At 39.3% G+C, this 23,820-nt stretch carries 20 protein-coding genes and 1 pseudogene; 11 read left to right on the top strand and 10 right to left on the bottom strand.

Annotated features, from left to right (window positions below; all coding sequences use genetic code 11):
- Positions 1 to 22 precede the first annotated feature (22 nt).
- The 3 genes from EAL49_RS01970 to sabA all read left to right on the top strand — a co-directional run bounded on the left by EAL49_RS01970 (position 23) and on the right by sabA (position 4,068).
- Entirely contained in the window at positions 23 to 964 is a 942-nt protein-coding gene (locus tag EAL49_RS01970) for a tRNA dihydrouridine synthase (RefSeq protein ID WP_120828552.1), read from the top strand.
- A gap of 14 nt (positions 965 to 978) precedes the next feature.
- Positions 979 to 1,896, top strand: coding sequence for an outer membrane beta-barrel protein (locus EAL49_RS01965; RefSeq protein WP_120828550.1), 918 nt, complete (start codon positions 979 to 981; stop codon positions 1,894 to 1,896).
- Between the two features lie 225 nt (positions 1,897 to 2,121).
- Positions 2,122 to 4,068 carry a Hop family adhesin SabA/HopD gene (gene sabA, locus EAL49_RS01960; RefSeq protein WP_120828548.1) on the top strand — a complete coding sequence of 649 codons (1,947 nt, stop codon included), beginning with the start codon at positions 2,122 to 2,124 and terminating at the stop codon, positions 4,066 to 4,068.
- A 74-nt stretch (positions 4,069 to 4,142) separates the two neighbouring features.
- On the opposite strand, the gene EAL49_RS01955 is transcribed toward sabA, so the two are convergent.
- Positions 4,143 to 5,471: an anaerobic C4-dicarboxylate transporter gene (locus tag EAL49_RS01955; RefSeq protein WP_120828546.1), complete on the bottom strand. Its 1,329-nt coding sequence runs from the start codon at positions 5,469 to 5,471 to the stop codon at positions 4,143 to 4,145.
- Positions 5,472 to 5,528: 57 nt separating this feature from the next.
- Between EAL49_RS01955 and EAL49_RS01950 the strand changes: the two genes are divergently transcribed.
- Positions 5,529 to 6,557: a type II asparaginase gene (locus tag EAL49_RS01950; protein WP_276205819.1), complete on the top strand. Its 1,029-nt coding sequence runs from the start codon at positions 5,529 to 5,531 to the stop codon at positions 6,555 to 6,557.
- Positions 6,558 to 6,596: 39 nt separating this feature from the next.
- Here the strand turns inward: EAL49_RS01950 and EAL49_RS01945 are convergent.
- From EAL49_RS01945 to EAL49_RS01935, 3 genes and pseudogenes are all read right to left on the bottom strand, one after another.
- Positions 6,597 to 7,041, bottom strand: a pseudogene (locus tag EAL49_RS01945) (hypothetical protein); the annotation flags it as partial.
- Positions 7,042 to 7,211: 170 nt separating this feature from the next.
- Positions 7,212 to 7,667 (bottom strand): sialic acid-binding protein, encoded by a 456-nt coding sequence (locus tag EAL49_RS01940; protein ID WP_120828542.1) that lies wholly within the window; start codon positions 7,665 to 7,667, stop codon positions 7,212 to 7,214.
- Between the two features lie 28 nt (positions 7,668 to 7,695).
- Positions 7,696 to 8,118, bottom strand: coding sequence for a DUF1104 domain-containing protein (locus EAL49_RS01935; protein WP_001254635.1), 423 nt, complete (start codon positions 8,116 to 8,118; stop codon positions 7,696 to 7,698).
- Positions 8,119 to 8,371: 253 nt separating this feature from the next.
- Here EAL49_RS01935 and EAL49_RS01930 point away from each other — a divergent pair, with 253 nt between their 5' ends.
- The 5 genes from EAL49_RS01930 (at position 8,372) to EAL49_RS01910 (ending at position 13,162) form a co-directional block, all read left to right on the top strand.
- On the top strand, positions 8,372 to 9,004 hold the full coding sequence (locus EAL49_RS01930) for a LysE family transporter (RefSeq protein ID WP_120828790.1): 633 nt from the start codon (positions 8,372 to 8,374) through the stop codon (positions 9,002 to 9,004).
- 68 nt (positions 9,005 to 9,072) lie between these two features.
- Positions 9,073 to 10,782 (top strand): DNA polymerase III subunit gamma/tau, encoded by a 1,710-nt coding sequence (locus tag EAL49_RS01925; protein WP_120828541.1) that lies wholly within the window; start codon positions 9,073 to 9,075, stop codon positions 10,780 to 10,782.
- Positions 10,779 to 11,180, top strand: coding sequence for a tRNA (adenosine(37)-N6)-threonylcarbamoyltransferase complex ATPase subunit type 1 TsaE (gene tsaE / locus EAL49_RS01920; RefSeq protein ID WP_120828539.1), 402 nt, complete (start codon positions 10,779 to 10,781; stop codon positions 11,178 to 11,180). The genes EAL49_RS01925 and tsaE overlap by 4 nt, the downstream gene beginning before the upstream one ends.
- Before the next feature lie 12 nt (positions 11,181 to 11,192).
- A complete protein-coding gene (gene lptB, locus EAL49_RS01915) occupies positions 11,193 to 11,915 on the top strand; it encodes an LPS export ABC transporter ATP-binding protein (protein ID WP_000353240.1) in 723 nt (240 codons plus the stop codon).
- Positions 11,916 to 11,917: 2 nt separating this feature from the next.
- Positions 11,918 to 13,162 carry an RNA polymerase factor sigma-54 gene (locus tag EAL49_RS01910; RefSeq protein ID WP_120828537.1) on the top strand — a complete coding sequence of 415 codons (1,245 nt, stop codon included), beginning with the start codon at positions 11,918 to 11,920 and terminating at the stop codon, positions 13,160 to 13,162.
- A gap of 111 nt (positions 13,163 to 13,273) precedes the next feature.
- Here EAL49_RS01910 and EAL49_RS01905 read toward each other — a convergent pair whose 3' ends face one another.
- The 6 genes from EAL49_RS01905 to hopE form a co-directional block, all read right to left on the bottom strand.
- Positions 13,274 to 14,494 carry an HD domain-containing protein gene (locus tag EAL49_RS01905; RefSeq protein WP_108256393.1) on the bottom strand — a complete coding sequence of 407 codons (1,221 nt, stop codon included), beginning with the start codon at positions 14,492 to 14,494 and terminating at the stop codon, positions 13,274 to 13,276.
- 204 nt (positions 14,495 to 14,698) lie between these two features.
- Positions 14,699 to 16,675, bottom strand: a complete 1,977-nt coding sequence (locus EAL49_RS01900; RefSeq protein WP_120828535.1) for a porin family protein — start codon at positions 16,673 to 16,675, stop codon at positions 14,699 to 14,701.
- 225 nt (positions 16,676 to 16,900) lie between these two features.
- Entirely contained in the window at positions 16,901 to 17,803 is a 903-nt protein-coding gene (locus tag EAL49_RS01895; RefSeq protein ID WP_120828533.1) for an SAM hydrolase/SAM-dependent halogenase family protein, read from the bottom strand.
- Positions 17,804 to 18,011: 208 nt separating this feature from the next.
- Complete coding sequence (locus tag EAL49_RS01890) at positions 18,012 to 18,356, bottom strand: hypothetical protein (RefSeq protein ID WP_120828531.1); 345 nt, start codon at positions 18,354 to 18,356, stop codon at positions 18,012 to 18,014.
- A 20-nt stretch (positions 18,357 to 18,376) separates the two neighbouring features.
- Positions 18,377 to 19,303 carry a 16S rRNA (cytosine(1402)-N(4))-methyltransferase RsmH gene (rsmH, locus tag EAL49_RS01885; protein WP_120828529.1) on the bottom strand — a complete coding sequence of 309 codons (927 nt, stop codon included), beginning with the start codon at positions 19,301 to 19,303 and terminating at the stop codon, positions 18,377 to 18,379.
- 181 nt (positions 19,304 to 19,484) lie between these two features.
- Positions 19,485 to 20,306, bottom strand: coding sequence for a Hop family outer membrane protein HopE (gene hopE / locus EAL49_RS01880; protein ID WP_000395404.1), 822 nt, complete (start codon positions 20,304 to 20,306; stop codon positions 19,485 to 19,487).
- 164 nt (positions 20,307 to 20,470) lie between these two features.
- Between hopE and uvrA the strand changes: the two genes are divergently transcribed.
- Both uvrA and EAL49_RS01870 read left to right on the top strand, forming a co-directional pair.
- On the top strand, positions 20,471 to 23,296 hold the full coding sequence (uvrA, locus tag EAL49_RS01875; RefSeq protein WP_205586088.1) for an excinuclease ABC subunit UvrA: 2,826 nt from the start codon (positions 20,471 to 20,473) through the stop codon (positions 23,294 to 23,296).
- Between the two features lie 162 nt (positions 23,297 to 23,458).
- Positions 23,459 to 23,668 carry a hypothetical protein gene (locus EAL49_RS01870; protein ID WP_120828527.1) on the top strand — a complete coding sequence of 70 codons (210 nt, stop codon included), beginning with the start codon at positions 23,459 to 23,461 and terminating at the stop codon, positions 23,666 to 23,668.
- The last annotated feature ends 152 nt before the right edge of the window (positions 23,669 to 23,820 follow it).

Here is a 23,820-nt window from a genome sequence, read left to right as displayed (position 1 = left end):
AAAAACTTTGATATGAGAGCGGATGGACTTTAAGAATAAAAAATGGCTTTTTCTAGCCCCTTTGGCAGGCTATACGGATTTGCCTTTCAGGAGCGTGGTGAAAAAATTTGGCGTGGATGTTACCACAAGCGAAATGGTGAGCTCGCATTCGTTAGTGTATGCGTTTGATAAAACTTCTAAAATGTTAGAAAAATCCCCTTTAGAAGATCATTTCATGGCGCAAATTTCAGGCTCTAAAGAGGGCGTAGTCAAAGAAGCGGTGGAGAAAATCAACGCTTTAGAGCATGTGAGTGGGATTGATTTTAATTGCGGTTGCCCTGCCCCTAAAGTGGCTAATCATGGTAACGGGAGCGGGCTATTGAAGGATTTAAACCACTTAGTGAAGCTTTTAAAAGTGATCAGAGAAAACACGAATAAAAAAATCACAAGCGTGAAAGTGCGTTTAGGCTTTGAAAAGAAAATCCCTAAAGAAATCGCTCATGCTTTAAATGATGCGCCGGTGGATTATGTGGTGGTGCATGGGAGGACACGAAGCGACAAATACCAAAAAGACAAAATAGATTATGAAAGCATCGCTTTAATGAAAGGGATTTTAAAAAAGCCGGTGATAGCCAATGGCGAAATTGACAGCGTGAAAAAAGCCTTTGAAGTCTTGCAAATCACTCAAGCGGATGGGCTAATGATAGGGCGAGCGGCCTTAAGAGCCCCATGGATATTTTGGCAAATCAGAAACAACACCACAAAATTACCCGCAGTCGTGAAAAAAGATCTGGTTTTAGAACATTTTGATAAAATGGTGGAGTTTTATGGGGATAGGGGGGTGGTGATGTTCAGGAAAAATTTGCATGCTTACGCTAAGGGCGAGATGCAAGCGAGCGCGTTTCGCAACTGCGTCAATACCCTTACAGAAATAAAGAGCATGCGAGAGGGCATAGAGGAATTTTTTAATCAAGAAATGTTGTAAAGTGAAGTGCCATTATGGGTAGAATTGAATCAAAAAAGCGTTTGAAAGCGCTTGTTTTTTTAGCCAGCTTGGGGGTTTTGTGGGGCAATAGTGCTGAAAAAACGCCTTTTTTTAAAACGAAAAACCACATTTATCTAGGTTTTAGGCTAGGCACAGGGGCTAATACGCGCACAAGCATGTGGCAACAAGCCTATAAAGACAACCCCACCTGCCCTAGCAGCGTGTGTTATGGTGAGAAATTAGAAGCCCATTATCAGGGGGGTAAAAACCTGTCTTATACCGGGCAAATAGGCGATGAAATAGCTTTTGATAAATACCATATTTTAGGCTTAAGGGTGTGGGGGGATATAGAATACGCTAAAGTGCAATTGGGTCAAAAAGTGGGGGGTAACACCCTTTTATCCCAAGCGAATTATAACCCAAGCGCGATTAAAACCTACGATTCTGTTTCAAACGCTCAAGGCTCTTTAGTTTTGCAAAAAACCCCAAGCCCTCAAGATTTTCTTTTCAATAACGGGCATTTCATGGCGTTTGGTTTGAACGTGAATGTGTTTGTCAATCTCCCTATAGACACCCTTTTAAAACTCGCTTTAAAAACAGAAAAAATGCTGTTTTTTAAAATAGGCGTGTTTGGTGGGGGTGGGGTGGAATACGCCATATTGTGGAGTTCTCAATATAAAAATCAAAACACAAAACAAGATGATAAATTTTTTGCCGCAGGTGGGGGGTTTTTTGTGAATTTTGGGGGTTCTTTGTATATAGGCAAGCGCAACCGCTTCAACGTGGGGCTTAAAATCCCTTATTACAGCTTGAGCGCGCAAAGTTGGAAAAATTTTGGCTCTAGCAATGTGTGGCAGCAACAAACGATCCGACAAAACTTCAGCGTTTTTAGGAATAAAGAAGTTTTTGTCAGCTACGCGTTCTTGTTTTAGTGCGGTTTCGTTCCCATTAAATACTGATGATAAAATTCAAAGGATGATTTTATCGTTACAAAAATCAACACTTCAAAGATAAATAAGTTAAAAACGCCCCAAAATCTTTTTTTTTTTTTTTTTTTTGGAAATCCAATAAGTTTATTATAAAATTAAACTCATTGTAAATCTATTATCATTTTAGAATATTTTTGCAACAAAAAAATTACTTTAAGGAACACTTTTATGAAAAAACGATTTTTACTTTCTCTATCCCTTGCAGCGTCATTACTTTATGCTGAAGACAACGGCTTTTTTGTGAGCGCGGGCTATCAAATCGGCGAAGCGGTGCAAATGGTCAAAAACACCGGTGAATTAAAAAACTTAAACGAAAAATACGAGCAATTAAACCAGTATTTAAATCAAGTGGCTTCGTTGAAGCAAAGCATTCAAAACGCCAACAACATTGAGCTGGTCAATAGCTCTTTAAACTATTTAAAAAGCTTTACCAACAACAACTACAACAGCACCACCCAATCGCCCATCTTTAACGCCGTGCAAGCCGTTATCACTTCGGTATTGGGTTTTTGGAGTCTTTATGCGGGGAACTACTTCACTTTTTTTGTGGGTAGTGGTGACAAACCCGCTAATGTTCAGGGTAACCCTCCTTTTAAAACGATTATAGAGAACTGCTCAGGAATTGAAAATTGCGCTATGGATCAAACCACTTATAATGAGATGAAAAAGCTCGCTGAAAGCCTCCAAGCAGCTCAAACAAACTCTGCCACTAAAGCGAACAATCTTTGCGCTTTATCCGGATGCGCCACAACAGAAGGTTCAAACCCGCCAAGCTCAACCGTGAGCAGTGCTCTTGAAACCGCGCAAAAGCTTATGGACTTGATCGCAAGCACTAAGACGGCTATGATGTGGAAAAATATCGTCATCAGTGGCGTTTCAAACGCGTCCGGCGCTATCGATTCCACTGGTTACCCCACTCAATACACGGTGTTTAACAACATTAAGGCAATGATTCCTATCTTGCAACAAGCGGTTACGCTTTCTCAAAATAACCACACCCTATCTGCTAGTTTGCAAGCTCAAGCTACAGGATCCCAAACAAACCCTGAATTCGCTAAAGACATCTACGCTTTCGCTCAAAACCAAAAGCAAATCATCTCTTACGCCAAAGATATTTTCAACCTCTTTGATTCCATCCCTAAAGATCAGTATCGTTATTTGGAGAAGGCCTATTTGAAAATAGTCAATGGGGGTCAAACTCCCACTAACCCCTATATGGCAGTTGTGAATTTGAATAAAGAAGTTCAGACGATTCAAAACAATGTGAGTTATTATGGTAATCGGGTGGATGCGGCTTTAAGCGTGGCTAAAGATGTTTATAACCTAAAATCCAATCAAACAGAGATTGTAACCACTTATAACGACGCTAAGACTTTGAGCGAAGAGATTTCTAAGCTCCCGCACAATCAAGTCAATACAAAAGACATTGTTACACTACCTTACGATAAAAACGCCCCAGCAGCGGGCCAATACAACTACCAAATCAACCCAGAGCAGCAATCCAATCTTAATCAAGCTTTAGCGGCGATGAGCAATAACCCCTTTAAAAAAGTGGGCATGATCAGCTCTCAAAACAATAACGGCGCAATGAATGGGCTTGGCGTGCAAGTGGGCTATAAACAATTCTTTGGGAAAAAGAAAGCGTTTGGGTTAAGGTATTATGGCTTCTTTGATTACAACCACGGCTATATCAAATCCAGCTTTTTTAATTCGTCTTCTGATATATGGACTTATGGCGGTGGGAGCGATTTGTTGTATAACTTTCTTAACGATAAAGCCACTAAAAAGAACAACAAGCTCTCTGTGGGTCTTTTTGGAGGTATCCAACTGGCAGGGACGACATGGCTTAATTCTCAATACGTGAATTTAACCGCGTTCAATAACCCTTACAGCGCGAAAGTCAATGCTTCCAATTTCCAATTCTTGTTCAATCTCGGCTTGAGGACGAATCTCGCTACAGCTAAGAAAAAAGACAGCGAACATTCCGCGCAACATGGCATTGAATTGGGCGTTAAAATCCCCACCATTAACACGAATTACTATTCTTTTCTAGGCACTCAATTGCAATACAGAAGGCTCTATAGCGTGTACCTCAATTATGTGTTCGCTTACTGAGTGATTCAAACCTTATTCTTTAAGGGGGTTTAGAAAAAAGCGCAACATCAAGCTTTTATCATTGATGATGAAATCTACAAAACCAACGGCGCGACAACAAACCCTAACGCCACGCTCAAAGACACGACTAAAACCCCAGGGATCAAAAACGCATGATCAAACACATAACGGCCCATTTTAGTGGTGCCGGTGTTATCCATAGCGATCGCTCCTAATAAAGTGGGGTAAGTGGGTAACACAAACAACGCCGAAACGCTCGCAAAAGAAGCCACGATAATATACAAATGCTCTGTATGATTAGCGCTAATGCCTAAGGCTGTGATCACGCTTGGGATGAGCGCTTTAGAGGTGGCGGCTTGCGAATACAAAAGCATGGAAGCCAAAAAGAGCGCTACGGCTAATAAAAACGGGTAATCTGCGATCAAAAAAGAAGCGTATCGCTTGATTTCATCTATATGATTGCTCACAAAAGTATCGCCCAACCACGCCACACCCAACACGCACACGCACGCTTGCATGCCGGATTTAAACACGCTTGAATGAGCGATTTCATTAGCGTTGATCTTGCAAAAAATCACAATTAAAGTCGCCACACTCAGCATGAAAGACACAATCGCGTAATCTCTGCCTAAAATTACCGGGCTAATTAAAGCGATATTTTTAGAAATCGCGCTCGCATAAAAAACGATCGCTACAACCCCGCCGATAAAAATCCATAACGATAATTTTGCGCTTTTTGAGGTTTCTTTTTCTTCTTGGATTGTAGGGGGCGAAAAATTTCTTGCTTTCAAACGCTCTAAATAATGCGGATCGCTGTCTAATTTCAAATCAGTAAAACCCATAATAAACGCCGTGAGCATGCATGCTAAAAAAGTTGTAGGGATCCAAACCATTAAAAGGGTCAAGTAATTCGCCCCTAAAGGCTCTAAAATACCGCTCATAAACACCACCGCCGCACTCACCGGGCTTGCAGTAATAGCGACTTGACTAGAAACGACTGCTAAGCTTAAGGGCGCTTTGGGTTTGATGTTTTGGCTCTGGCTCACTTCCACAATCACCGGGATCAAAGAAAAAACCGTATGCCCGGTGCCGGCTAGTATCGTTAAAAAATACGCCACGCTTGGCGCGAGATAATTGATTTGCTTAGGGTGTTTCCTTAAAATTTTTTCAGCGATTTGGACTAAATAATCTAAGCCCCCCGCTTTTTGCATGGCACTGATAGCGCTAATGACTGCCATGATGATTAAAATCACATCAAAAGGGATTTTGCCCGGGTTTAGCCCTAAAAATAAGCATAAAACAAGCACGCCCAAGCCCCCCGCATAGCCCACTCCCAAGCCCCCTAGCCTTGCCCCTAAAAAAAGCGAAAAAAGTAACACGATAATTTGAAAAAAGGCATCCACAACTAACCCTTTTTAAATTTATTTTAACAACGATTCACTATACTACAAAATCTTTAAATCCTTTTATTTTGTTTGAAAGGGCAAGTCATGGCTAAAAATTTACCCACCATCGTTTTACTGGCGACAGGGGGGACGATTGCAGGGAGTGGCGCGAGCGCGAGTTTGGGTAGTTATAAGAGCGGTGAGTTGGGCGTCAAAGAGCTTCTTAAGGCTATCCCCAGTCTCAACAAGATCGCTCGCATTCAAGGGGAGCAGATTTCTAACATCGGCTCACAAGACATGACTGAAGAGGTGTGGTTCAAGCTCGCTAAACGCGCCCAAGAATTGCTAGATAATAGCCGCATTCAAGGCGTGGTTATCACGCATGGCACGGACACTTTAGAAGAGAGCGCGTATTTTTTAAACTTAGTTTTACGCTCCACAAAACCGGTCGTGCTGGTGGGAGCGATGCGTAATGCTGCTTCTTTGAGCGCGGATGGGGCTTTGAATTTGTATAACGCGCTGAGCGTAGCGCTCAATGAAAAAAGCGCGAATAAAGGCGTGTTGGTGGTGATGGACGATAATATTTTTAGCGCTAGGGAAGCGATTAAAACGCACACCACCCACACTTCCACCTTTAAAGCCCTAAATAGCGGTGCGATAGGGAGCGTGTATTATGGCAAGGCGCGCTATTACATGCAGCCTTTAAGAAAACACACCATAGAGAGCGAATTTTCCATTTTAGAGCTCAACTCCCCCTTGCCTAAAGTGGATATTATTTACACGCATGCCGGCATGACCCCTGATTTATTCCAAGCGAGCCTAAACTCGCATGCAAAAGGCGTTGTGATAGCCGGGGTGGGTAATGGGAATGTGAGCGCTGGGTTTTTAAAAGCGATGCAAGAAGCGAGCGAAATGGGGGTGGTTATTGTTCGTTCTAGTAGGGTAGGCAGCGGTGGAGTTACTTCAGGCGAGATTGATGACAAGGCTTATGGTTTCATCACAAGCGACAATTTAAACCCCCAAAAGGCTAGGGTGCTTTTACAACTCGCTCTAACTAAAACGAATGATAAGGCAAAAATCCAAGAAATGTTTGAAGAGTATTAAAACACTCTTTTGAATGGTTTGCAACGCTGAAGCGGTTTTAGGTTTTTGCTTTTTGATTGGTATTTTAATCTGGTTGGGGGTAGAAGTCGCCTTTAATGGTAAATTCAGCACTTGTTACTAAATCTATAACATTGAAATCTAAAGTTACTTGTTTTATCACACACTGAAACCCTGTGTCGTCTTTTAAAGTGCATCCGCCTAAAATAGGATTTCGCATCCTTGCGTTAAGCCATGTCTTATAGGCTGGGCTTGTTTTAAGAATGGGGACTTTGATTGTCGTGGGTATATAAATGTTAGCGCTGGCGATTGTCTGTGTCGCTGCTTGTAACCTTTTTACGACTTCGTCTTCCATTTCCACACTCATCTGTTCCTCGCCTAAATCAAAAGGCGTTATATCAAAGGCGCTATTGTTACTAAAGACGGCGGTGTTAAATACACGCGCTAAAATGGACATTTCGCTATTTTGGTTATAAGTGTATGGCATGTGTTAATCCTTGTAGGATTTTTAACTATATTTTATTAAAAAAACAATAAAAATTATTAATAATACTTTATACAATACTTAAAAGCTTCTATCCCAAACGCTAAAAAGCGTCTAGGATTTCTGCTTAAAGGGTTTGAAGCTTTGATAGAGAAAGGGGTGTAATTTAAGCTTTATTTCTCATTTTCGCCATGATCATTGTGATCGTGGTCTTTTTTGCCTTGTTCTTTGCCATGCCCTTTGCCATGTTTGTCATGACTACCATGTTTATGGTGTTTATGCATTTTTTCGCATGATCGCAACCCCAAATCATCATCCATGTCCTTCATGTTGCTTTTTTTAAGCGCTTCTTTAACGGCTTTTTGGTGTGCTTCAAAATCCGCCACGGTCATGTTGTCTGTGTTTTTAACCGCGTATTCATGCAACTGCTTATGGAACGCTTCTCTTTTGTCTTCAGGCATTTTTTTCATGCGCATTCTCAACTCTTTTTTATAATCCACAATATCCTGCGGAGCGACAATGCCAGCCATTTTAGCCAAATCTTCATCGCTTGTTTTGCTGAAATCTTTGGCGTTCAAAGCCACAAATAACAACGCACCAACAGAAAGTATTTTCAACGCTTTTTTCATGTTTTATCCTTTTAAATTAAATTTTATCTCACTTAGGAGAGCAATGTTCGTCTTTTTTCTTAACAGCCCTACACCAAACTTTTCTCGTATCGCCGCTGCAAACGCTCACATTAAGCCCTTTTGCCTTAATTTCTTCAGCGCTCAAACCTTTGGTTTTTTCTTCTAATTCTTTACGCACTTCTTCACGCATTTTTTTGAAATCCTCTTCACTCATTTTGGAAAGATTCTTCCTAGCGATCCGGCTGAAATTCGCGCGGAATTTCTTAGCGTCTTCAGCGTTTAAAGCTTTAAGGCGTTTAGACACTTCCATGCGATAATCAATCGCTTCATTAGAAGGCAGAGTGCCTGCTAATTTTAAAAGTTCTTCGTTTTTGAGTTGCGAAAAGTCTCTAGCACCTAAAACCTGTAATCCAAGCAAAGCTAAAAGGCAAAAAGCCAAACTCCTTCTCATTCCCAATTCCTTGTTGTCTAAATTTTTGCCGCATGACGACAGCAAATTTTAGCATTCTACCATGTTAATTTTAACTTATTCTCAAACGACTCTAAGAGCACTAAAAAATGGGGTTTTTAAATTTTGTGCAATCATCATTTAACTTTTATTTATAAAGGTCGTTTTAAACCCTAAGATTTTAAAATACCATTTTAGAATGATTGGTTTGTATGGCGTTGGTAGTTTTTGGCTTATTGTGAGCGAAAGGATCAAGATGTTTGTGGTTTTTATAGAAGGTTTTGGTTTAGCGATTTCTTTGTGCGCGGCGGTGGGGGCGCAATCCTTGTTTATTATAGAGCGAGGCATGGCTAGGAATTATGTGTTTTTGATTTGCGCTCTGTGTTTTATGTGCGATATAGTGTTAATGAGCATGGGCGTGTTTGGCGTGGGGGCTTATTTTGCGAAAAACCTTTATTTGAGTTTGTTTTTGAATTTATTTGGGGCGCTTTTTACCGGGTTTTATGCTTTTTTAGCGTTAAAAACCCTTTTTCAAACCTTTAAAAAAAAGCAAGTCCAAACCCCCAAAAAACTATCCTTAAAAAAGACTTTATTATTCACTTTAGGCGTTACTTTACTCAACCCTCAAGTGTATTTGGAAATGGTGTTTCTCATTGGCGCGAGCACTTTGTCTTTTAATTTAGTGCAAAAATTTGTTTTTCTGGCCGGCACTTTATCAGCCGCTCTTTCTTGGCTTTTATTGTTATGCACTTTATCGTTGCGTTATGGCTCTAAACTTTTAAACAACCAAAAAATTTTTATGGGCGTGAATCTCTTTGTAACCGCTATCATGGGGACGCTTAGTATTAATTTATTTAAAGATTTTTTAGCGCTATTGAGCAAAACCTAAAAAGGGGCTAGTTTTAAGTCATTTTGCATTACAATACTCCTAAATGAGTTTTAAGGATTACAACCAATATGCAAGTTTTAGCGTTAAAATACCGCCCCAAACATTTTAGCGAGCTAATCGGTCAAGAGAGCGTGGCTAAAACGCTTTCTTTAGCCCTAGACAACCAGCGTTTGGCTAACGCTTATTTATTCAGCGGGTTAAGAGGTTCAGGCAAAACCAGCTCTTCTAGGATTTTTGCTAGGTCTTTAATGTGCGAAACAGGGCCAAAAGCTGTGCCTTGCGATACTTGCACCCAATGCCAGAGCGCTTTAAACAACCACCATATAGATATTATAGAAATGGATGGGGCGTCTAATAGGGGGATTGATGATGTCCGTAACCTCATAGAGCAAACGCGCTACAAACCAAGCTTTGGGCGCTATAAAATCTTTATCATTGATGAAGTGCATATGTTCACCACCGAAGCGTTTAACGCGCTTTTAAAGACTTTAGAAGAGCCTCCTAGCCATGTGAAATTCCTTTTAGCGACAACGGACGCCTTGAAATTACCCGCTACCATACTCAGCCGCACCCAACACTTCAGGTTTAAAAAAATCCCTGAAAATTCCGTTATTTCTCATTTAAAAACCATTTTAGAAAAAGAACAAGTGAGCTATGAAAGTAGCGCGTTAGAAAAACTGGCTCACAGCGGGCAAGGGAGTTTGAGGGACACGATCACTCTTTTAGAGCAAGCCATCAATTATTGCGATAACGCTATCACAGAAAGCAAAGTGGCTGAAATGTTAGGAGCGATTGATCGGAGCGTTTTAGAAGATTTTTTCCAAAGCTTAATCAACCAAGATGAAGCGCGATTGCAAGAGCGTTATGCCATTTTAGAAAATTATGAAACCGAGGGCGTTTTAGAAGAAATGATGCTTTTTTTGAAAGCGAAATTATTAAGCCCTGATTCGTATTCCATTCTTTTAATAGAGCGCTTTTTTAAAATCATTATGAGCAGTTTGAGTCTTTTAAAAGAAGGGGCAAATGCCAGTTTTGTGCTGTTGTTATTGAAAATGAAATTCAAAGAAGCTTTGAAACTCAAAGCCCTAGATGATGCGATTTTAGAATTAGAGCAAACCCCTTTCAATCAAAGCCCTAGCATAAGCTATAACGCCCCTAAACAAGAACCCAAAAGCGCAGAAAGAATAGAGGGAACAGAAAAAAGAGAAAAGCTAGAAAAAATAGCGAGTGCAGAAGCCCCGCAAACTCCCATGCTTTCAGCTAAAGATCGCATTTTCCACAACCTTTTCAAACAAGTTCAAACATTGGTTTATGAGCGCAATTATGAGTTAGGGGCGGTGTTTGAAAAAAATATCCGTTTCATTGATTTTGACAGCCAGACTAAAACCTTGACTTGGGAGTCTTTGGCCGCTGATAAGGATAAAGAGCTTTTAAGAGAACGATTTAAAATCGTGAAAGGTATCGTTGATAGCGTTTTTGGTAAGGGCGAAAATATCAAAATCGCTTTAAAAAATCATTTGGAAAATAAAAGCGCTTTAGAAGTGGTTAAAGAGCTTAAATTCCCCTATTCAAAGCCCAAACCAACCACTGAAACGACGGCTGAAACTAAAGAAAAAGAAACTAAAGAAAAAGAGATTCAAGAAAACGACACTAAAGAGGTTCAAGAAACCCAACCCAAACAAGCCCCTACGGCCTTGCAAGAATTCATGGCTAATCATTCCAATCTCATTGAAGAGATTAAGAGCGAGTTTGAAATCAAAAGCGTGGAGTTGTTATGAGAGCGAATTTAGACGAGTTAGACAAAGTGGCGGTTGCAATTTTAAAAGATGATTTTAAGGGGGTGGTGCTTTTAAAAGGCGTTGTGGGGAGCGGTAAAACGACTCTGGTTCAAGCGTGCTTGAAACGCTTGGGTTTAGACATTCAAGCGACTTCGCCAACCTTTAGCTTGATGCATGCTTATAGCGAGAGCGTGTTCCATTATGATTTTTACATGCGCGATTTAGAGGCTTGCTTGGAGCTTGGCATGTTGGAGTGCTTGTTGGAAAAGGGGATCCATTTTGTGGAATGGGGCGATGAAAAATTAGAAAAAATTTTAAAAAAATACGATTTAGCTATTAAGGTTGTGGAAATTAAAACCGAATCAACTAGCCGTTTTTATACAATAAAGATCGCTTAAAGGGTCGTTTGGATGGATATTTTAAAAGCAGAGCATTTAAACAAACAGATTAAAAAAACCAAAATCGTTTCAGATGTTTCTTTAGAAGTGAAAAGTGGCGAAGTGGTGGGGCTTTTAGGGCCTAATGGGGCGGGTAAAACCACCACCTTTTATATGATATGCGGGCTTTTAGAGCCTAGTGGGGGGAGCGTTTATTTAAACGATGTGAATTTAGCTAAATACCCCTTACACAAGCGTTCTAACTTAGGTATAGGCTACTTGCCCCAAGAATCCAGTATTTTTAAAGAATTGAGCGTGGAAGAGAATCTGGCCCTAGCAGGAGAGAGCACTTTTAAAAACTCTAAAGAGAGCGAAGAAAAAATGGAAAGCTTGTTGGACGCTTTTAATATCCAAGCCATAAGAGAGCGCAAGGGCATGAGCTTGAGTGGGGGAGAAAGAAGGCGCGTAGAAATCGCTAGGGCTTTAATGAAAAACCCTAAATTCGTATTATTAGATGAGCCTTTTGCGGGCGTGGATCCGATCGCAGTGATTGATATTCAAAAAATCATTGAAAGCTTGATAGAATTAAACATTGGTGTGTTGATCACTGATCACAATGTGCGAGAGACTTTGAGCGTGTGTCATAGGGCGTATGTGATTAAAAGCGGCACGCTTTTAGCGAGCGGGAACGCTAATGAAATTTATGAAAACGCTTTGGTGCGTAAGTATTATTTAGGGGAAAATTTTAAGGTATAGACATGGCGATCTTACGCGCAAACCTTAGCCCTAAAAACAAATTAAACGCTACCTTAAAAGGGTGGCTCCCCATTTTACAAAGCGAGCTTGAAGATTTAGAAGAAGTGTTGAAACAAAACGCCCTAGATAACCCCTTAATCAAAATTGAAAACAAACGCATCAAAAATTTTAGCGATCGTTTTAGCGCTAAAAAGAGCAGCGATCATTTAGAAAATTTTGCAATCGCATCTAAAAGCCTTTTTGAAACTTTAGAGGCTCAAATCATTCCCCCCCTTTTTCCTACTGAAACCTCTCAAAAAATCGCTATGGATATTATCAGCGGGTTGAATAATGAGGGGTATTTTGAAGAAAATATTGAAGAAAGGGCTAGAATTTTAGGGGTAGAGAGCGAAGTTTATGAAAAAGTGCGCAAGCGTTTTAGTTACCTTAATCCCGCTGGCATTGGCGCTAAAGATGTGAAAGAGGGCTTTTTATTCCAGTTAGAGAGTAGGGAATTAGACGGTAATGAGCTTTATGAAGAAACGCGAAAAATCATTTTGAATTTAGAAAAACACCATGAATTTTCTAAAGATTTTTATTATGAAAAGGCTTTAAAGATTTTAAAATCCTTTAAAAACCCCCCAGCCATTGAGTTTTTAGAAAAAGAAATAGAAGTCATTCCTGAGCTTTTTATTGTAGAAGTGGATGATGAAATCATCGTGCGTTTGAATGATGAAAGCTACCCGACGATCAGTTTAGAAGAAAATCGCTTTGAGAATAGTGGCTATTTAAAAGAAAAATTAAAAGAGGCTAAAGATTTGATTGATGCGCTAAATTTGAGAAAAGCCACGATTTATAAAATCGGCCTCATGCTTTTAGAGTATCAATACGATTTTTTTAAGGGTAAGGAATTACGCCCTTTAAAATTACTGGATTTAGCCAATGAGTTTAACCACTCTGTAAGCACGATTTCAAGGGCCATTTCTAATAAATATTTGGCATGCGAAAGGGGGGTTTTCCCTATTAAGCATTTCTTTAGCACCGCCTTAGACAATAGCGAGACTTCAAACGCTGTGATTAAAGACTATCTTTTAGAATTGATTAAAAATGAAGACAAAAAAGAGCCTTTGAGCGACGCTAAGATTTTAGAACTCATTGAAGAAAAATTCCATTTGAAAATGGTAAGAAGAACAATCACTAAATACCGCCAATTGCTCAACATCGCTTCTTCAAGCGAAAGGAAAAAGCTCTATTTGATGCGCGCTTGAAAATAACCAACCAAATGATTTCGCTCTCATTGAGCATGAATGATCAAATTAAAATACTTTTGAGCATTTTTTAGATTTTATAACTAATACGCTATTAAATAGATCTATAAATCACTTAAAATCCCTAAACAATTTCCCTAAATCCAAATCAAGCAGTTCCGTTTGGGATCGCAATTCTAAAAGGTTTTGAGCCCCTTTAATCAAATCGTTACTGGAAATGCCATGAGAAAGAGAGATTTGAGCTTCTAAAAACGCGCTCAAATGATCGCACACCTTTAAAAGCTCCCCGCAAACCCCAAAATATTCATCACTATTATAAAGCGTGAACAATTCTTCAGCGTCTTTAGTGAAAATGATTTTGTGAGATTTGTCTTTGTAGCGGTTTTTAAACTCGTTTTCGGTGAAATATTTCAAATCTTCTTGAACGCCCAAAGAAACAAAAGAATAGACTTTGTTTTGCATTTCCTTTTTTTCAATTTCTTTAATGCAATGATCAAGCCCCGCAACGCTTTGTTTGATGGGTGTGATAATGTCTCGGGTTAAAATCTCGGGTAAATCATGGAAAAGCCCGCCCAAAAAATGATTGATCCGCATGCTTTTACAAGCTTTTAAATCAAAACTCAATAAATACCCCATAAGCGCCACGCATAAGGTATGCCCTAAAACACTAGTCTGCGGCACTCGTGGGGTTTGGCTCCAGCGCTTTTGGAAACGCAACTGCCCAAACATGCTCACCAGTTTTTTCAGATCTTCTTTTTCCCCAAAAAGCCCTTCAAACAAATGCTCGTTATTGTGGAGTTGCTTGTCAATTTTATCTTTAATTTCTTTCACGCCATACATGTTGGGGTTAAAATGATAAATAATATCAAACTCCCACTTAGACGCATAAAAATGCGCGCTCTCTAAAATTTGAGTTTCTAAAATTTGGGGTCTGTGGCTTAAATACTCTTTGAGTTCCTCTAAAGAAAAATACGCGCTGATTTCATCTTGCAAACTTTGCGCGACATAAGAGGCTAATTCTTGGCTGTGTGTTTGTTGGAGGGCGTAAAAAATAGGGGGTTTAATATCGGTTAAAACCAAGCGCTCCAAAAATTCAAAGCAAAAGAACTTGATTAAAAGATCCAAATCTAAGTCATTACCCCTGTCTTTTAAATCTTTAGCGAGCAAATACGCAATCATCGCTTTATGGGCTTGCTTGTCTAATTCCACAAATTCCAAAGGGCATGCTTGGTCATTCCAGCGCCTAATAGACGCACCCGCAAACACACGCCTCAAAAATTGAGTTTTGAGTTTAGGGGCTTTTAGGGGTTTAATAGGATGAGCCGCATACATAACTTTCCTTTTTATACTATTTTGAATATTAAAGCTATGATCTTATTAAGAAATATTGATTGGATCGCACAAGTTTGAAAAACCTAACGCACCACTATCAATACTAACCTAAATCTTATTATACGAAAAAAAAGATAAAAATAAGGCTTTTATTTAAAAAATATTATTTCTATCAATGGATTTCGCGCTTAATGGATTTTATACTTAAAACACCCACCCGTAATTAAAAAACACTTTAAAATGGCTAGCCCCTTCATTAAAAACAAAAGAGTTCGTGTAATCGCTACCACTAGAAACGACGCTGGCTTTTCTTTGGATTAAAGGGATGCTAATCCCTACAGAATATTTAGAATGCTTATAGCGGTAATTCAACCCAGTAGCCACATCTAAATTACCGCTTCCTTTGACTTTGTTCAACACATAATAGCTGTTATACAAGCCCCTTAACCCCCCAAAGATACCAAAAGATGATGAAAAGTTCCTTTTGGTTTGAATGCCTGTGGGGTTATTTTTATTGGAGTAAGTGGTGATGAAATCCACCAACAAATCTATCCCCCCACCATAGCTCAATTGCTGGAATTTTTGATTAAGGGCTTTAGAATAGTTGTATTTGATGATGCCATAATAAGCCAACCCTATGAAATCATTAAAGTAGTTTTGATAGCCTATCTTAGCGTTAACCCCTAAAATAGGGCTTCTAAAACTTTGCGAAGCGCTTGAAGAATAGTGGTTGGTAACGCTAGAAGTGACAAAGGTTTTTTGAATGGTGCTGAGCATGGAATTGGCTAAATCTTGCGTGTTCAAACTAGCGTTTAGATTGTAGTTTGTTTGAGCGCTCAAATTGGCGTAATCTATGGGTAAAGCGTTTTGATTAATAAGCTGCTGCCAAACCGCTGCTGTTACCCCTAAAAAGCCAGCTGGGACATCCGCACAATTGTGATAAATGGAATTGGGGTAGTTGCTAGGGAAAGCGGGCTGACCTGAACCATTGAAGCGAGAGCACACATTATAAGAGAGACCATCAGAATCTTTTGGCTTGCCGTTATTATCCTTTTCCACTTGACCATCTTTCATCACCGGCACCCTTTGATAAGTCATGTTCCCGTTATGAGTGTAGCCTTTAGTGTGGCTGAATTCATGCAAGATGGTTCTTAAATCCTCTAAATTGATAGTCTTAAGGTCGTTGCCAAAGAGTTTTTTAGGATCTAAAGCAGAAGCTACTACCCCTAACTGGCCATAATGCTTGCCATCGTCATTGTTGCTAGGGGTAATATCACTCCCAAGCCCTACAACCCCTGAATCCTTTAGAATAACGATATCAAGATCCGCTTTGTTTCTAAATTTATTGACAATGTCTTGTTTGTTTAACACATATTGTTGGTTTTGAGAATTGACAAGCCCGTTTGTCCCAGGATTTACGCATTCGTTCTCTTTGCTCGTATCGCATTCCTCTCCGCCTTTATTAGTGAATTCAAAAGGAGCGTTTAAAATCGCATCGCCCCAAGATTGGGAGTCTAAGACAGCGATCATGTTCAACATCAAATTAGTGAATTCTTCTGCGGTTTGTGGGGTGAAAGCTTCCCAATGGTTTTGGTGACCTTCAAATTTGTTTTCATTCCTATAATTTACGACCAAATTTGTCTTAATCTTATTGAGCGTTTCAAACACCCTTTGCGTGTTAGCGTCAGAAATAGAAGTGCTAGTGGCTTCAATTTTTGGAAGAAATAAAGTATAAGGATCAACTTTTAGACTATCAAACGCTTCTCCGGGTAAAACAATCTTAGAGTGTTTGGGGATAGTCTCTATCACCCCTAGATCAATCGTGTTGCCTTGAGCGTCTTTAAAACTCAGTTTAACATTGCTTAGATTATAAGGCAGAAAGTTTTCTATAGTTAATTGACCATTATACATATATAACACTCTAACAGGGGATAAAGATGAGAATTTTAATTTTGAAATCGCTTCAGCATTGGTGAATAAATTGGCCGCTCTTTTTAAAATCGTGTCTGTGGGTAAATAGCTATAAGTCGCATAAGTGTTTTTTGTGGTGGTGTGTCTTTTTTCTTGCGTTTGCGTGCCTTCTAACAGCCCAGTCTCAAACCCGGCTTCTATAAAAAAGCCATTTTTCTCATTCGCTTCTAAAGTGCTGAATAATAAAAGTGGGATGAATAGTTTTTTCATGGTTATCCTTTGTTAGCTTATAGTGTCTTTATTATACAATTTAAGGGAATGGTTTGTTTATTTTTTAAAATTTAAAGTTTTTACAAGGGATTAGTGTTTCATATTGAAACAAAATTTTAACAGCAAGCGTTTGTTTTAGGGTTTATTTAGCGTTAATTGGGCTGTGTTAATGAAAGTTTGATGGTTAAAAATCTCTAACTCCCCCTTAATTTTCTAAAAAGCGCTTTACTTAGTGCACTTCTTTATATCAATATTCCAATCAGCACCGGATTTGATTTGATGTTTTTGCGCGAAATTATCCCTATTCAGCGCCACGGAAACGTTCAACAAGCTGTTTAAATAAACCAACGGCTGGCCTTCTGGCACATTGCCAAAGCTCGCAACATACGGCATTTTCCCTTCGTATTGTTTCTTAGAACCTTTAAAAATCGTTACACACAGCGTGTCATTGAGTTTGATTTTTGCTTGATTGAGTAATTTATCGCTGATATTGCTCCAAACATTGCCGTATTGGATATCCAAAATCGGGATATTGCCTTTCACTTCCCCTTTTGTGGCTTTCGCTTTTTGGTAAGGAATTTCAACGACTTTTGGAGGAAGCTCTGGCCCAACCTGCTCGAATGTGATCGCCCCAGAAGCCAAGCGTGCACCGGTGTAAGCATACACATCACGGCCATGGAAAGTATAGGATTTTTCAGAACCTTTCAAGCGGTTAGTTTTTTCATCAATTTCACGCACGCTATCAATCCCAAAAGTTTGCGCCACCAAAGTCAGCGTGCCGTTATCCGGCGAAACAAAATACTGGCCGTTTTTAGTTTTTAGAACCACCGATTTACGCTTAGTGCCTACGCCCGGATCCACTACGCTCACAAATACCGAACCTTTTGGCCAATAACTAGCCGTCTGATACAAGCGGTAAGCGCCTTCCCAGATGTTATACGGAGGGATTTCGTGCGTTAAATCAAAGATTTTAAGATTAGAATCAACGCTGAAAGCGACGCCTTTCATCGCCGAGACAGCCCCGTCTTTTAGGCTAAAATCGGTTTGTAAAATCAAAGCGTTATCTGCATAAACAGACGATAACCCTATGCACGCTGATAAAAACAACGCTGAAATCGTTTTTTTCATCTGTATTATTTCCTGAATAACAAAAGTGGAGTGAAGCGTTTTCTCATGGTTATCCTTTGTTGGATTAAAGTGTTTTTATTATACAATTTAAGGGGGTTGTTTGTTTGTTTTTTTGAAGTTTAAAGTTTTTACAAGGGATTAAAATTTCGTATTGAAACAAAATTTTAACGCTAATTAGGCTCTCTTAAGGGGATAGGGGGGTTTTCACTTAAAACGCAATATCGCCAATATTTTCACTATTTTCTATATAGTATTTAAAACGCTCTTTTTCTAATTCGTTTTTTAGGATTTGTTGTTCTTCTAAAAGCAGGCGTTTTTGATCTTCTAGGGTGTTGATTTTACGGCTAATATAATAGATATTATTGCTTAAATAGATTTTAGGCGCTAATAAGGCTAAAAACGCACCCCCAAAAACCAACACCCCTATTAAATTCATTAAAGAAAGACCATGCGAATTTTCATTTGCAGTTCCAGCGAATAATTCTTTCTTTTCGTCCTCTTCTATGCGTACAAAGCGTTCTTTTTCATTTAAAGAATGGTTTTTTATATTCATGGCTTACTCATATAACTTACTCATGGCTTGAATTGGAACACCCTCATTTTAGCGCTTCGCGAACGCCTGTTGTTTTTAATTTCTTCTGGGCTTGGAGTGATGGGCTTTTTGGTTAAAATTGCACCTAAAGCGTGGTTGTTAGAGCAAGCGCATTTGAAACTTGAAGGATCGCAAATGCAATTTTTAGCGTAATCTTTGAAAGCGTTTTTCACTAACCCATCTTCTAAAGAATGAAAAGAAATCACGCACAAAATCGCTCCCTTAAGGTTTCTAGCGCTTTGTAAAAACTCTTTTAACTCTTCTAATTCGCTATTGACTTCTATGCGAACGGCTTGAAACACTAGTGTCGCTGGGTGGATTTTTTTATTTTTAGAAAAAGAGCTTAAAAAATCGCTTAAATCCTTAGCGTCTTTGAAGGGTTTTTTAGTGCGCCTTTCTGCAATTTTATGGGCGATTTTTTTGTATTCTTTGATTTCTCCATAGTCTCTAAAGATTTTTTCTAACGCCACTACAGGATAAGAGTTGATGACTTTTTGAGCGTTCAAATCGCTCTCTAAATCCATGCGCATATCCAGAGTGTGCGAGTGGAAATTAAACCCTCTGTTATCATCATCAAGCTGTAAGGAGCTCACCCCTAAATCCACTAAAACCCCCTTGATTCGATCGCCATACATTTCTAGGGCTTCTTTAAAGCGTTTGGCAAACCCTCCGCTTAAAATATGATAACGCCCTTCAAATTCTTTCAATCGTTCTTTAGCGATTTCTTGAGCGAACTTATCTTTATCAATACCAATGAGTTTCAGGTGTGGTTTTTGGGATAGAAGGGCTTTAGAATGCCCCCCTAACCCTAAAGTGCAATCAATCAAAACCCCTTCTTCTAAAGGCGTGAACGCTTGCAAAACTTCTTGCAACAAAACGCTTTGATGCAAACTCTCTATTTCTTGCAAACAATCCCCTTAAAACCCCTAGATGAATTTTCCAAATGCTCACTCAATGGTGTTGGTTTTGTTGGTTACACTCAAAAGTTTCTTTATAACCAATTTTAGCTTTTTAAGATGCGAAAACTCAAACTAATAATCCTTTTTAATAAAGATTAAAAAGGGCTTTAAAGACACCTTTTTAAAGGGTTTAAAAAGTGTAGTTATACCCCAAATAAAGCGAATAATCCCGTTTCAAATGGTAATAAAGATTAGTAGCGTTAGGACCCGCACTCAAAAACTTGTTGATGAGTAGCGGCACTCTCACGCCAAACTCTACGCCATTATGCTTGTAGATATTGGCTCTCACGCCAAAATTCAACCATACTTGAAAAGCAACGGTTGAAGTTTTGGTGCTATAAGGAGCGTTAGGGTTACAATAAGTGGGGGTACAAACATCAGGACCTTTAGCTTCAATGATTTGCTCTTTCCAATAGTTTGCCGCTGAGCTTTTCCAAGTGTTACCGCCGATAGCGACCCCACCAAAAACACCAAAAGAAGCGTTATCGTTATCAATAATATCAGCTAACAAATCGCTCCCCACACCCCAAGAGACCATATCCAACTGGATTTTATTGGGTGCATAAACTTGCTTGCCTAAAGTGGCATGCCCGTAATCAAAAAGCCCATACACTCTAAAACCAAACCACTTGCTTGTCATATCAAAAGACTTGAACTGGAAGAACTTCTTATAACCCACATTCAACCCAAGACCATTCAAAGCCCCATTAGCGTATTTAGCATGCCAATTGATATTGGTATGTCCTGGATTATACTTATTAGCGGTAAGACCTGGGGGGCAACCTACAACACTCCCTGTACAATCCCCTGTGTTATAAATATTACTATTCAAACGGGCCTGTCCAAGCTGATAATTAGTCCCTATATAAACACCATCACCTTCGGCTAACAACGAAGAGCTTAAAACTGCGGATAGAAGCCCTAAAGCTACAAACTTTTTCATAAATTCCATTCCTTTACATTCCTATCTTTAAAATTTTCTCATAAAATAATAGCATGTTTATCCTTAATCAAGCAAATATTTTTAACTCTTATGAATAAGAAATGATAATAAAACCATTCTTTTTTGAAGTATAATAGCTCCTTTTAATCCATTTTCTTATTTTAAGGAAGCTCTTGCAACATAAAACCATTATGGATAAAATCATTATTCAAGGGGCTAGGGAAAATAATCTCAAAAATATTTTTTTAGAAATCCCTAAAAACCAATTTATTGTTTTTACCGGATTAAGCGGTTCGGGTAAATCCACTCTGGCGTTTGACACTTTATACGCTGAAGGCCAAAGGCGCTATTTAGAGAGTTTGTCTAGCTATGCTAGGCAATTTTTAGACAAAGTGGGTAAGCCTAATGTGGATAAAATTGAAGGCCTAACCCCTGCGATTGCTATTGATCAAAAAACCACTTCTAAAAACCCTAGATCCACTGTGGGGACGATCACTGAGATTTATGATTATTTAAGGTTGTTGTTTGCAAGGGTTGGGGAGCAATTTTGCCCCACATGTTTAGAACCCATTAGTTCTATGAGCGCGAGCGATATTATTTCTCAAATCTGTCATTTAGAAGAAAATTCTAAAATCATTATTCTAGCCCCCATTATTAAAGATAAAAAAGGTTCGTTTAACGATAAATTAGAAAGCTTGCGTTTGAAGGGGTATGTGAGGGCTTTTGTTGATGGGGTGATGGTGCGTTTAGATGAAGAAATCCATTTGCACAAAACCAAAAAACACACCATTGAAGCGGTGGTGGATAGGGTGGTTATCAATAGCGAAAATTCTTCACGGATCGCTAGTGCGGTAGAAAAAGCCCTTAAAGAAAGCTATGGGGAATTAGAAGTGGAAATCTTGCAAGAGAATGCACCAAGCATAAGGAAGCATTACAGCGAGCATAAGGCATGCTTTAAATGCAAGATGAGTTTTGAAGAATTAGAGCCTTTGAGTTTTTCCTTCAATTCGCCTAAAGGGGCGTGCGAGAGCTGTTTGGGTTTGGGGACAAAATTTAGCTTAGATATTAGTAAGATTTTAGATCCTAACACGCCTTTAAATCAAGGAGCGATTAAAGTCATTTTTGGGTATAACCGCAGTTATTACGCTCAAATGTTTGAAGGCTTTTGCGAATACAATGGTATTGACAGCGCGCTTTGTTTTAATGAATTGAATAAAGAGCAACAGGACGCTCTTTTGTATGGGAATGGCACTGAAATCAGCTTTCATTTTAAAAATAGCCCCTTGAAACGCCCCTGGAAAGGCATTATCCAAATCGCTTATGACATGTTTAAAGAGCAAAAGGATTTGAGCGATTACATGAGCGAAAAAACCTGTTCTTCGTGCGAGGGGCATCGTTTGAAAGCCTCCAGTTTGAGCGTCCAAGTGGCTGGCTTGAAAATAGCGGATTTTTTAACTAAGCCCATTGAAGAAGTCTATCACTTTTTTAATGATCCCACGCATTTTAGCTATCTTAACGAGCAAGAAAAAAAGATCGCTGAACCCATTTTAAAAGAGATTTTAGAAAGGGTGTTTTTTTTATACGATGTGGGGCTAGGGTATTTGACTTTAGGGAGGGATGCGCGAACCATTAGCGGAGGGGAGAGTCAAAGGATACGAATCGCTAGCCAAATCGGGAGTGGTTTGACAGGGGTTTTATATGTTTTAGACGAGCCTAGCATTGGCTTGCATGAAAAAGACACGCTCAAACTCATCAACACCCTTAGGAATTTACAAAAAAAGGGGAACACGCTCATTGTCGTAGAGCATGATAAAGAGACGATTAAGCATGCGGATTTTGTGGTGGATATTGGGCCAAAGGCTGGAAGGCATGGGGGTGAAGTGGTTTTTAGCGGGAGCGTAAAAGAATTATTGCAAAATAACCATTCTACCGCCTTGTATCTCAACGGCACTAAAAAGATTGAGCGCCCTAAATTTGAACCCCCTAAAGAAAAGCATTTTTTAGAAATTAAAAATGTCAATATCAATAACATTAAGAATTTGAGCGTTCAAATCCCTTTAAAACAATTGGTGTGCATTACTGGGGTGAGCGGGAGCGGTAAAAGCTCGCTGATTTTACAAACCCTTTTACCCACCGCTCAAACCCTTTTAAACCATGCTAAAAAAATTCAAAGCTTGAATGGGGTGGAGATTGTAGGGTTGGAGCATTTGGATAAGGTGATTTATTTAGATCAAGCCCCCATAGGCAAAACCCCACGAAGCAACCCTGCCACTTACACAGGAGTGATGGATGAAATCAGGATTTTATTTGCCGAGCAAAAAGAAGCTAAAATTTTAGGCTACAGCGCGAGCCGTTTTAGCTTTAATGTTAAAGGGGGGCGGTGCGAGAAATGCCAAGGCGATGGGGATATTAAAATAGAAATGCACTTTTTGCCTGATGTGTTAGTCCAATGTGATAGCTGTAAGGGCGCTAAATACAACCCCCAAACTTTAGAAATCAAGGTGAAAGGCAAATCCATTGCCGATGTGTTGAACATGAGCGTGGAAGAGGCTTATGAATTTTTTGCTAAATTCCCTAAAATCGCTGTGAAGTTAAAAACGCTTATAGATGTGGGCTTAGGCTATATCACTTTGGGGCAAAACGCTACGACTTTAAGCGGGGGGGAGGCTCAAAGGATCAAATTGGCTAAAGAATTGAGTAAAAAAGACACAGGCAAAACCCTTTATATTTTAGATGAGCCTACCACCGGTTTGCATTTTGAAGACGTGAATCACCTTTTACAAGTCTTGCATTCTTTAGTGGCATTAGGCAATTCCATGCTAGTGATTGAGCATAATTTAGACATTATCAAAAACGCTGATTACATTATAGACATGGGGCCTGATGGGGGGGATAAGGGCGGGAGAGTCATTGCGAGCGGCACGCCTTTAGAGGTGGCGCAAAATTGCGAAAAAACCCAAAGCTATACGGGAAAATTTTTAGCTTTGGAATTGAAATAGCTTGCATGGGGTTTGTTTGTTAAAACGATGTAGGGCTGAATAAAATAACAGACAGCCAAATATGAGAGAGCAGAAAATTACAAGGTTAGAGACAATAATAGCCGCTTGATCATGCAAGAGTTAGCAAAGAAGACATGCCTTTAAAATCCATCGCATGAGAGTTTGAAAAATGAGAAAGCATTAAGGAAAATAGAGACTAAGCCGACACTCTCTAATCATTACAGAAACGGCAATAGCGTCTCAAACCTTAATGGGAATAATCCCACCACAAACGAATTTAAAACACAAGAGCCACAACGAATGAAGCAAGAAAAATGCACCATAGTTAAATACATAATCGTGAGAGTGGGCGCTATTATTTTCGCCCTATAGCCCAAATTACAAGGGGTAGGGTTAAAAACCCCATAAACTTACTATTTTTAGTCCCACACAAAAACTACTAATAAGGCTTTATTATCATTAAGTGTTAATCATAAATTATAAAAAATGCTAAAAAACATTTTTTATAATCAATAGTAAAGAGC

It is taken from the genome of Helicobacter pylori (assembly GCF_003637665.1).
Classification (GTDB): domain Bacteria; phylum Campylobacterota; class Campylobacteria; order Campylobacterales; family Helicobacteraceae; genus Helicobacter; species Helicobacter pylori_CK.
This window is presented reverse-complemented; position numbering and strand designations above follow the sequence as displayed.